We start from the raw sequence: 9,782 nt of genomic DNA on the forward strand, positions 1-9,782 counted from the left end.
GGGTGACGCATGCCGACGGGGTGCGCGGGCACCTGCTGGTGGTGACCGGCGCCGCACCGGGGGCCGAGGCGCCGCTGGCGCGCGCCCTGTCCGAGGCCGCGCGGCTGGCGGGCGTGGACCAGTCCGGGCCGCTGGACGTGGCGTTTCTGGACGCGGGGGATCCGCTGATCGCGCGGCTGGACCGTGTGGGGCTGCGGTTCGATCTGCCGGAGCCTGCCGCGCCTGCCGCGCCTGTCCCTCCGCGCCCGCCGGGGAGCGACCCTGCGCGCCCGCCACGGCTGCGCTGAGCGTGGGGTATCTGGATACCTTATTTTCAGAGCGCTGATATCGCTGGATAATCTGGTCTTCGCGCCCCTTGACTGGGGCGGGGCAGGGTGTAGAAGGGCGCATCTGGAAACCGGGCGGCCCTCCGCCCGCCTCTCGCATCAACGGGACGCACGCATGAAAACCTTTTCCGCCACGCCGGCGGACATCCACAAGTCGTGGATCCTGATCGACGCCGAGGGCGTCGTTCTCGGCCGGCTCGCCTCGATCGTCGCCCTGCGCCTGCGCGGCAAGCACAAGGCCAGCTTCACGCCGCACATGGACATGGGCGACAACGTCATCATCATCAACGCCGACAAGGTGCAGCTGACGGGCCGCAAGCGCGCCCAGAAGACCTATTACTGGCACACCGGCCACCCCGGCGGGATCAAGAGCCGCACCGCGCGCCAGATCCTCGAAGGCGCCCACCCCGAGCGCGTGGTCGTCAAGGCGATCCAGCGCATGCTGCCCGGCGGCAAGCTGTCGCGCCAGCAGATGACCAACCTGCGCGTCTATGCCGGGGCCGAGCACCCGCACGAGGCCCAGCAGCCCGAGGTCCTGGACGTTCGCGCCCTGAACCCCAAGAACACCCGTAGCGCACAAGGGGGCGCATGAGCATGGCCACCGAAGTCAAGACCCTCGAAGATCTGGGCCAGGCGATTCCGGGCGGCACCCCCGCCCCCGAGGTCGAGGCCCCGCGCGAACCCGTGCGCGACTCGCTCGGCCGGGCCTATGCCACCGGCAAGCGCAAGGACGCGGTCGCCCGCGTCTGGATCAAGCCCGGCAGTGGCCGCGTCACCGTCAACGGCAAGGAGATGGACAAGTACTTCGCCCGTCCCGTGCTGCAGATGATCCTTCGCCAGCCGTTCCAGGTCGCCGGCGTCGTCGATCAGTTCGACGTGATGGCCACCGTCAAGGGCGGCGGGCTGTCGGGCCAGGCCGGCGCGGTCAAGCACGGCGTTTCCAAGGCGCTGCAGCTGTACGAGCCGTCCCTGCGCGCCGCCCTGAAGGCCGCGGGCTTCCTGACCCGCGACAGCCGCGTGGTGGAGCGCAAGAAGTACGGCAAGCGCAAGGCGCGCCGGAGCTTCCAGTTCTCCAAGCGCTGATCGGCGCCGGATCACGACACGAACGGGGGGCGCGCCGAAGGGCTGCGCCCCCTTTGTCATGCGGCCCTGTTCCATGCACCCGTTGCGGAGGGCGTGATGCTCGAAAACCTCGCCGAGATGCTGATGACCCACCATGTCGGGGGCAGCTGGCGCGCGCCGCTGTCGCAGCGGATGCGCGATGTGCGCGGGCCGGACGGCCGCCCCCTCGGCCGCATGGTCGAGGGGGGGGCGGCCGATGTCGCACGCGCGATCGCGATGGCGGCGGCCTGCGGTCTGGAAGGGATGGACCCGGCGCAGCGGGCGGACCTCGCGGCGCGGGTGCTGGAGGAATGGCACGCCCGGCGCGCCGCGCTGGAGGCAGCGCTGCGCCACGGCGGCGGGTCGGATGCGACCGACCTGCCGCCGCTGGCGCCGTTGGCGGTGTCCGGTCCGGTGGCGATGCTGGGCACGGTGGCGGCGGCACCGGGGCTGATGGCGGCGGCGGTGGCCGGGGCGCTGCGCGCGGGCCAGCCGGTGGTGCTGAAACCGGCCCCGCGCGGCCCCTTCACCGCGCTGGCGCTGGCCGAGGCGGTGGCCGCCGCCGGTGCGCCGCCCGGGGCCTTTGCGCTGTTGCAGGGCGGGGGGGCGCACACTGGCCGGGCGCTGGTGTCGCATCCCGGTCTGGGGGCGGCGGTCGTGCTGGGCAAGGCGCCGCGCGCGGGTCTTTTCGGGGTGCGGCGGCTGGGCTGAGGTCCCCTCAGCGCAGCCCGGCGCGGGTGGCGGCGCGGTCGATCGCGGCGATGATGGCGTCGGGGTCGCTGTGCTGGGGCATGTGGCCCACCCCCTCCAGCACCGTCAGCCGGGCGTCGGGGGCGTCCTCCGCGAGTCGGCGGCCGTGGATCTCCAGCCCGACGGTGGTGTCGGCGTCGCTATGCACGATCTCGATCGGCATCTCCAGACCGCCATAGCCCGGCGCCATCTCCCGCAGGTACGGCTTGAGGGTGCTGACCTGTTCGGAGTTGCGCACGATCTGCGCCCGGCGCAGTGACAGCCCGGTGCCGATGTGCGCGCCGTAGCCGTCGGGAACCGCTTGTGGGGCAAAGATCCCTTCCAGGACCCCCTCCACCTGCCCGTCGGAGGCAAAGGCGGTGACCGCCGGAACTACCGCCCAGCGCCCCAGCGCGGTGGCCGGCAGCGTCTGGCTGAGGCCCAGGCCGCCCTCCCAGGGATGCGAGGCGCCCGCGACGATCACCAGCCCGGCGGTGTCGTCGGGTGCCCCCAGACCCCATGCCAGCGCGACGGCCCCGCCATAGCTGTGGCCCAGCACGATGGGGTTGCGCACCTCCAGCACCTCGGCCGCGGCGCGCAGCGCCCGGGCCTGCGCGCGGGGGTCCTCATGGCCGTCGATCACATCCGACCAGCCCAGGCCCGGCCGGTCCAGCGCGATCACCCGGTAGCGCTCCGCCAGCCGCGCGCTGAGGGCAAAGGTGAAATCGCGCAGATTGCCGTTGGCGCCATGGATCAGCACCAGATCGGGGCCGGAGCCTTCGACATGAACGTGGATGCGGGCGCGGCCCACGTCGATCAGGCGGCCCACGGGGGGCGTGCGGGCCTCGGCCGCGGCCTCGCGGCTGGAGGCGCGCGCATCCAGCAGCACCGCGCAGCCGCCCAGCGCGCCCGCCGCGAGCACCAGCGCGACGATGCTAGAGGCCAATTTCATCAAGCGCATACGGAGTTGTCTGGTAGATCTCGTTGATCCAGTTGCCGTAGAGAAGATGCGCGTGGCTGCGCCAGCGGTTGGTGGGCATCCGGCTGGGGTCGTCGCCGGGATAATAGTTGACCGGCACCGCGATCGCCTTGCCCGCCGCGACGTCGCGGTCGTACTCCTCCTTCAGGGTGGTGCTGTCGTATTCCAGATGGTTGAGGATCACGAGCCCGCGGTGGGCGGCGTCCTCGACCAGGCAGGGGCCGACCTCGTCGCTGGCCAGCAGGGTGCGCAGGCCGGGGGTGGCGTCGATCTCGGACTGGCGCAGCTCGGTCCAGCGGCTGACGGGGATCAGCAGGTCGTCGGAATACCCCCGCAGATACGGCGAGGCGGGAACCAGGTTGCGGTGGCGAAAGCAACCGAAGGCCTTGTGCGGCAGCATGTGCTTGGCCAGCCCGTGGAAATGGTGCAGCCACGCCATCCCGCCCCAGCATACCCCCAGGGTGGTGTGCACATGGCTCTGGGTCCAGTCGAAGACCTCGCACAGCTCGTCCCAGTAGGTGACGTCGCGATAGTCCAGATGCTCGATCGGGGCGCCGGTGATAACCAGCCCGTCGAACTTCTGGTCGCGGACCTCCGAGAAGGGGCGGTAGAACTCGGCCATGTGCTCGGCGGCGGTGTTCCTGGTTTCATGCGCGCTCATGCGGATCAGGTGGAAGTCGATCTGCAACGGGGTGGCGCCGATCAGCCGGGCGAACTGGGTCTCGGTCTGGATCTTCTTGGGCATCAGGTTCAGCAGCCCGATTCGCAGCGGGCGGATGTCCTGGCGTGCCGCGCGCCCCTCGGACATCACCATCACGCCCTCGCGGGCGAGGACGTCATAGGCGGGCAGGGTTTCGGGCAGGGTGATGGGCATGGGGGTCCGGTGCGGGGGATAGGCAGCGCCTCCGCCTCCAGATAGGCCAGTGGGACCGGCGGGGCAACCGGGCCGCCGGGATCTGGGTGATGCGTCAAGGGAGACTGCGATGTCGGGGTTCGTTTATCTGGATTTCATCGGTGTGGCGCTGTTTGCCGCGTCCGGCGCGCTGGCGGCGTCGCGCAAGCAGATGGACATCGTGGGGTTCATCTTTCTGGCGGTGGTGACGGGGGTGGGGGGCGGTACGGTGCGCGACCTGATCCTCGATGTCCCGGTGTTCTGGGTCGAGATGCAGACCTATCTGCTGGTCACGGCGGGCGCTGGGGTCGCGGTCTACTTCACCGCGCCGCTGCTGGAGTCGCGGTACGCGTGGTTGCTGTGGCTCGATGCGGTGGCGCTGGCGGCCTATGCGGTGTTTGGCGCGGCCAAGGGGTTCGCAATCACCGGCTCGCCGATGGTGGCGGTGGCGATGGGGATGCTGACAGGGTGTTTCGGCGGGATCCTGCGCGACGTGATCGCGGGCGAACCGACCGTGCTGATGCGCCGCGAGATATATGTCAGCGCGACGGCACTGGGGGCGGTGGTGATGGTCGCCGCGGCGCTGATCGGCCTGCCGGACCCGGTGGCGGCCGTTCTCGGCTTTGCCGCGGCCTTCGGGGTGCGGGCGGGGGCGCTGGCGTACGGCTGGTCGCTGCCGGTCTATCGCTCGCGCCCCGGCCGTGACGTGGGCTGAGGGGGCGGCCTCAGCGGCGCGTGATCTCGAACACGCAGGCCGGCGCGCCGGTGGCGCAGCAGGCGGTTTCGCGCACGGCATAGTCGGGGTGCACGAGGGTGGTGAACAGCCGCTCGAACACCGCGCAGTGCCAGTCGCAGATCGCATGGTCGGCGTGTTCGCCGCGCACCACCGGATTGTCGAGGATGCGGAACGCCAGCGGCCGGGTCGACAGCACCTCGAACCGGCCCGAACCGGCAAAGGTCCAGCTGTGCTGTGCGATGGCGCGCGCCAGCAACCACGCGGCCACCGGCACCGGCAGGCGGCGCAGCAGCGCCTGTGCCGGTTTGGGGATTCGATGCGCAAGGATGTAGTCGCCGGTGGCCAGCCCCGCCGCGCGCGCCAGTTCGGGCGCGCGGTCGGGCAGTTCGCGGCGCAGCGCCTGATGCATGGCCGCGGCCGGGGCCTCGTCCATCATGCCCGCGTCGCTGGGGGGCGCCGTCAGGCCCGCCGCCGCCAGCATCCGGTCGCGCAGGGCCCGCCCGCCCTCGGCCTCGAGGACGGGCAGCAGTTGCAGGATGGCGTTGGGGCCGATCTTGCCGGCCCCCACGTTTGCCGTGGCCATGTCAGCGCCCGCCCACCAGGTCGGGCACCGCATCGTCCATCTGCTGGGTGCCACCGCCGCAGGCCATCACCTTGCGGTCCTCGGCGCGGTCCTTCATCTGCGCCTTGACGGCTTCGCGGCGCTCGGCGGCCTTGCGGGCGCGGTCGGCGCTGGCCTCCCAGTCCTCCATCTGCGCCTCGGCGATCGTGCGGGTCTCGTCGAAGTCGAAGTTGACGTTCTCCTTCGATTGCGGCCCCCAGTAGTTGACCTTGCCGAGGTCGTAGAACGTCCGCGACACGCCCGCCTTGAGGAACGCCTTGAGGCAGCCCAGCAGGTACTTGCGCCGATACCCGGTGCCGCGCCACGGATAGTAGAACAGCGCCTTGCGCATGTAGAACCGGCGGTAGTTGTGCATCACGCGGTCTAGAAGCGTGGCGCGGTCCATCGCGGCGGGCTTCATGATCGGCGTGACGAAGTTGTACTTGGAGAAGTCGTAGACCTCGACCTTGTCGCGCAGCTCCTCGAACAGCGGGGTGAAGGGCCAGGGCGTGTACATCGACCAGTTCGCCAGATCCGGCTGCCAGTCCCACGCCATCTTGAAGGTTTCCTCCAGCGTCTCGGGGGTCTCGTTGTCCAGGCCCACGATGAACTGCGCCTCGGTGAAGATGTCGGCCTCGCGCAGCAGGCGGATGGCCTCCTTGTTCTCCTCGACCTTGGTTTCCTTGTTGAACTGGTCAAGCTTCAGCTGTGCCGCCGCCTCGGTCCCGAGGCTGACGTGCACCAGCCCGGCCTTGCGGTAGAACTTCAGCAGGTCGCGGTCGCGGTAGATGTCGGTGACGCGGGTGTTGATGCCCCACTGCACCTTGTCCGGCAGGCCGCGCGCGATCAGCTCCTCGCAGAACTGCACGAACTTCTTCTTGTTGATCGTGGGTTCCTCGTCGGCGAGGATGAAGAAGCCGACGCCGTGGTTGTTCACCAGGTCCTCGATCTCGTCCACGACCTTGATCGGGTCGCGCACGCGGTAGTCGCGCCAGAACTTCCACTGCGAGCAGAACGAGCAGGTGAACGGGCAGCCGCGGGCCATGTTGGGGATCGCCACGCGCCGGTTCAGCGGCACATAGATGTATTTCTCCCACTCCAGGATCGACCAGTCGGGCTTGATGCCGTCCAGGTTCTTGACCGTGGCGGCCGCCTGGGTGGCGACGATCTTGGTGTCGTCCTTGTAGGCGATGCCCTTGATCTTCTTGCGATCCTCGGGCCAGCGGCCCTCGGCGATGGCGTTCATCAGCTCGACGATGATTTCCTCACCCTCGCCGCGCACGATGACGTCGATCCAGGGGGCTTCGGACAGGACCTGCTTGAACATGAAGGTGGCGTGCACGCCGCCCAGCACGCGCACGGCGTTCGGCACCACTTCCTGTGCGATCTTGAGCGTGTGTTCGGCCACATAGATCGACGGCGTGATCGACGTCGTACCCACCACGTCCGGCTGGATCTCGGCAAGCTTGCGCCGCAGGTCGCCCTCGCTGACGTGGTTGGTCATCGCATCGATGAAATGGATGTCGTCGAACCCCGCCTGCTTCAGTGCGCCGGTCAGATATGCCACCCAGGCCGGGGGCCAGTTGCCCGCGATCTCGGCCCCGCCGGAATGATAGTTCGGGTGGATGAAGAGGATTCGCATCACAAGGCTCCCGATTGTGTAAGGCGTACATTACACTTTGAGTGCCCCTGCAAATTGACACAGATCAACCGCGCGATCTTTGTGCAGGTTTTGCCGGATGGTGCGGGGGGCGCGCCCTGTGTGGTCTGCCAGCAGACCCCCCGAAAACAAAGAACGGCGGCACCCGGGAGGAGGTGGGTGCCGCCGCCTTGTCCTGCGACGCGCCCCAGGGAGGAGGAGGGGGTCACGCCGCTCAGGGTCGGAGCCCGAAGGCCCCGTGGTCCGGACGGTGCGCCAGGGAGGAGGAGGGCACATCCGTCCGGGTCTGCGACGTCCCCCAGGGAGGAGGAGAGGGGTTCGCCGCATTTCGGTCAGGGCAGGATTGCCCCGTATCAGGTCGGCGGTGGCACCGGGGAGGAGGATCGATGCCACCGCCTGTAACAGAAGCCCCAGGGAGGAGGAGAGGGCCTTCTGTGTTCGTTATCTCTTGCGCCCGTAGGCGGTTTCGAAGGCGACGCGGGTAATCATCCCGCGGCTGATGCCCATGTCGTCCAGCTCCGCGTCGGTCATCGCCCGCAACCGTCTCCGTTCCAGGCCAAAGCGGCGCCGTTGCCGGAGACTATCGCGCAAACGTTGCCAGAACGTCGCCGTTGTCCGTGTCGCGGGTGCCCGATCCGTCTCGCTCAACATCGTCCCGGCCCGCTTCTTTCCTGTCCTTCGGTGTGCGGCGCGTCTTCCGCCTGCCTCGTCATATCTAGAACCATGCTGCGGATGCACAATAGGGGCAAGGTGAAATGCTGCCATGCAGCGAGCGCATTCCGTCGCAGGGGGAGGCAGGGCGCGGAGGTGGCAAAGTTTGAGGCGTTTCGCCTGCGTGCTGGGCAGTCGGCGAATGCCCCCTTGCCGCGCGCGGTCCCCACGCGCATCTCTCGCACAGGGGCGGACCCCCGGACAGCAAGGGAAAAATCGGCATGGCGGTGACTCGCGCACAGGTGGAGGGCGTTCTTGGGGCGGTGGCGGCGCCGGGGGGCGGGACGCTGGCCTCGCGCGATCTGGTGCGGGCGCTGGCGGTGGCCGAGGGCACGGTGCGATTCGTGCTGGAGGCCGACACGCCGGAGCTGTCGCGCGCGCTGGAGCCCGCCCGCGCCGACGCCGAGGCCCGCCTGCGCGCCCTTCCGGGGGTGGACAGCGTGCAGATCCTCGTGACCACCCATGCGCCTCCGCAAAAGGACGGCGTCAAGATCGGGCGCCACGCCGACGCGGGGCCGTCGCGTCCGGCCGGGGTGGATCACATCATCGCCGTGGGCTCGGGCAAGGGCGGGGTGGGCAAATCCACCGTCTCGGCCAACCTGGCGGTGGCGCTGGCGCGGCAGGGGCGGCGCGTGGGGCTGCTGGATGCCGACATCTACGGCCCGTCGATCCCGCGCATGATGGGGGTGAACCGGCGGCCGTCCTCGCCCGATGGCAAGACGATCCTGCCGCTGCACGCCCATGGCGTGACGGTGATGTCCATCGGCTTCATGCTGCCCGAGGACGAGGCGGTGATCTGGCGCGGCCCGATGCTGATGGGCGCGCTGCAGCAGCTGATGACGCAGGTGGCGTGGGGCGATCTCGATGTGATGATCGTGGACATGCCGCCGGGCACCGGCGACATCCAGCTGTCGCTGTGCCAGAAGACCGACCTGACCGGGGCCATCGTCGTCTCCACTCCGCAGGACGTGGCGCTGCTGGACGCGCGCAAGGCGCTGGCGGCGTTCCGCACGCTCAAGACCCCCGTGCTGGGCCTGGTCGAGAACATGTCGAGCTACATCTGCCCCAGCTGCGGACACGAATCGCACCTGTTCGGCGAAGGCGGCGTACGGCGCGAGGCCGAGGCGGCGGGCCTGCCATTCCTCGGCGCCCTGCCGCTGAGCCTCGAGGTGCGCGTGGCGGGCGATACGGGCACGCCGATCGCCGCCGGCGACGGCCCCATGGCCGAAGCTTATGGCACCATCGCGGCACGGCTGGTGGCCAACGGCTTCGCCTGATCGCCCATCCTGACGGCTGCACCCTGACGGCCCTGCCTGAAGGGCCCGCCCGGCGGCCCTGATCGGGCGGTGCCAGATGCTGGTGCCTGTTTCTTGGGCGTCTGCGCCCGGCGCCGCCCGATGCCGCGTCGCGCGGGGCCGCCGCCTCTGGCACGGGCGGCGCGGGGCCGTATGCTGAGGCCATGTTGGACGCCCGCCCCCCCCAGACGATGCAGCGCAGCCGCGGTGCCGCCGCCGTGCGGCTGGCGGGCCGGCGAATCGTGGACCTGCGGCAATCCGGCGCGGCCAAGGCGTTCCTGCCGCGCAGCCATGCGCCGGTGCCCGAGGTGGTGTTCCTCAACACCTCCGGCGGGCTGACGGCCGGGGATCGGCTGGAATGGCGGCTGGAGCTCGACGCCGCCACCGCCGCCGTCGCCACCACCCAGACGGCCGAGCGCGGCTATGCCGCGACCGGCGACCCGGCGCGGGTGGTGGTGGACCTGCGGCTCGGGGCCGGGGCCGCGCTGGACTGGCTGCCGCAGGAGACGATCCTCTATGACAACGCCCGGCTCGGGCGCCGCACCCGGGTGGAGATGGCCGCGGACGCGCGCCTCGTCTGGGCCGAGATGCTGGTGCTGGGCCGCGTCGCCATGGGAGAGCAGCTGGCGGAGGTGTCGCTGCACGACCGCCGCGAGATCCACCGTGGCGGGCGCCTTGCGCTGCTGGAGCCGGTGCGGCTGGCGCGGGGGGTGAAGCTCAACCATCCCGAGGCGATCGCGCTGATCACCGAC

11 protein-coding genes and 1 pseudogene are annotated in these 9,782 nt (G+C 70.1%); 7 read left to right on the top strand and 5 right to left on the bottom strand.

From position 1 onward, the window contains the following. The 4 genes and pseudogenes from CCR87_RS08825 to CCR87_RS08840 all read left to right on the top strand — a co-directional run. Positions 1-287, top strand: a pseudogene (locus CCR87_RS08825) (SseB family protein); the annotation flags it as partial. Positions 288-441: 154 nt separating this feature from the next. After that, complete coding sequence (rplM, locus tag CCR87_RS08830) at positions 442-918, top strand: 50S ribosomal protein L13 (protein WP_201157161.1); 477 nt, start codon at positions 442-444, stop codon at positions 916-918. 2 nt (positions 919-920) lie between these two features. Then, positions 921-1,409 (top strand): 30S ribosomal protein S9, encoded by a 489-nt coding sequence (rpsI, locus tag CCR87_RS08835; RefSeq protein ID WP_201157162.1) that lies wholly within the window; start codon positions 921-923, stop codon positions 1,407-1,409. 96 nt (positions 1,410-1,505) lie between these two features. Then, on the top strand, positions 1,506-2,138 hold the full coding sequence (locus CCR87_RS08840; RefSeq protein WP_201157163.1) for an aldehyde dehydrogenase family protein: 633 nt from the start codon (positions 1,506-1,508) through the stop codon (positions 2,136-2,138). A gap of 7 nt (positions 2,139-2,145) precedes the next feature. Here the strand turns inward: CCR87_RS08840 and CCR87_RS08845 are convergent, their stop codons facing one another. Both CCR87_RS08845 and CCR87_RS08850 read right to left on the bottom strand, forming a co-directional pair. Continuing rightward, on the bottom strand, positions 2,146-3,108 hold the full coding sequence (locus CCR87_RS08845) for an alpha/beta fold hydrolase (RefSeq protein ID WP_201157164.1): 963 nt from the start codon (positions 3,106-3,108) through the stop codon (positions 2,146-2,148). After that, on the bottom strand, positions 3,092-4,009 hold the full coding sequence (locus tag CCR87_RS08850; RefSeq protein WP_201157165.1) for a homoserine O-succinyltransferase: 918 nt from the start codon (positions 4,007-4,009) through the stop codon (positions 3,092-3,094). The genes CCR87_RS08845 and CCR87_RS08850 overlap by 17 nt, the downstream gene beginning before the upstream one ends. Before the next feature lie 109 nt (positions 4,010-4,118). Here CCR87_RS08850 and CCR87_RS08855 point away from each other — a divergent pair, with 109 nt between their 5' ends. Next, positions 4,119-4,742, top strand: coding sequence for a trimeric intracellular cation channel family protein (locus tag CCR87_RS08855; RefSeq protein ID WP_201157166.1), 624 nt, complete (start codon positions 4,119-4,121; stop codon positions 4,740-4,742). Between the two features lie 10 nt (positions 4,743-4,752). Here the strand turns inward: CCR87_RS08855 and bchJ are convergent, their stop codons facing one another. The 3 genes from bchJ to CCR87_RS17640 form a co-directional block, all read right to left on the bottom strand. Continuing rightward, the gene (gene bchJ, locus CCR87_RS08860; protein WP_201157167.1) at positions 4,753-5,346 is read right to left on the bottom strand and encodes a bacteriochlorophyll 4-vinyl reductase; all 594 of its coding nucleotides are present in this window, start codon (positions 5,344-5,346) and stop codon (positions 4,753-4,755) included. Between the two features lies 1 nt (position 5,347). After that, positions 5,348-7,006 carry a magnesium-protoporphyrin IX monomethyl ester anaerobic oxidative cyclase gene (bchE, locus tag CCR87_RS08865; protein ID WP_201157168.1) on the bottom strand — a complete coding sequence of 553 codons (1,659 nt, stop codon included), beginning with the start codon at positions 7,004-7,006 and terminating at the stop codon, positions 5,348-5,350. Positions 7,007-7,465: 459 nt separating this feature from the next. Beyond that, on the bottom strand, positions 7,466-7,789 hold the full coding sequence (locus CCR87_RS17640) for a YjiS-like domain-containing protein (RefSeq protein ID WP_338048900.1): 324 nt from the start codon (positions 7,787-7,789) through the stop codon (positions 7,466-7,468). 167 nt (positions 7,790-7,956) lie between these two features. On the opposite strand from CCR87_RS17640, the gene CCR87_RS08875 reads away from it, so the two are divergent. Then, positions 7,957-9,012: an Mrp/NBP35 family ATP-binding protein gene (locus CCR87_RS08875; RefSeq protein WP_201157170.1), complete on the top strand. Its 1,056-nt coding sequence runs from the start codon at positions 7,957-7,959 to the stop codon at positions 9,010-9,012. A gap of 209 nt (positions 9,013-9,221) precedes the next feature. Beyond that, a partial coding sequence (locus CCR87_RS08880; protein WP_201157171.1) for an urease accessory protein UreD occupies positions 9,222-9,782 on the top strand: 561 nt, incomplete at its 3' end.

The sequence above is a fragment of the Rhodobaculum claviforme genome (assembly GCF_016653255.1).
Classification (GTDB): domain Bacteria; phylum Pseudomonadota; class Alphaproteobacteria; order Rhodobacterales; family Rhodobacteraceae; genus Rhodobaculum; species Rhodobaculum claviforme.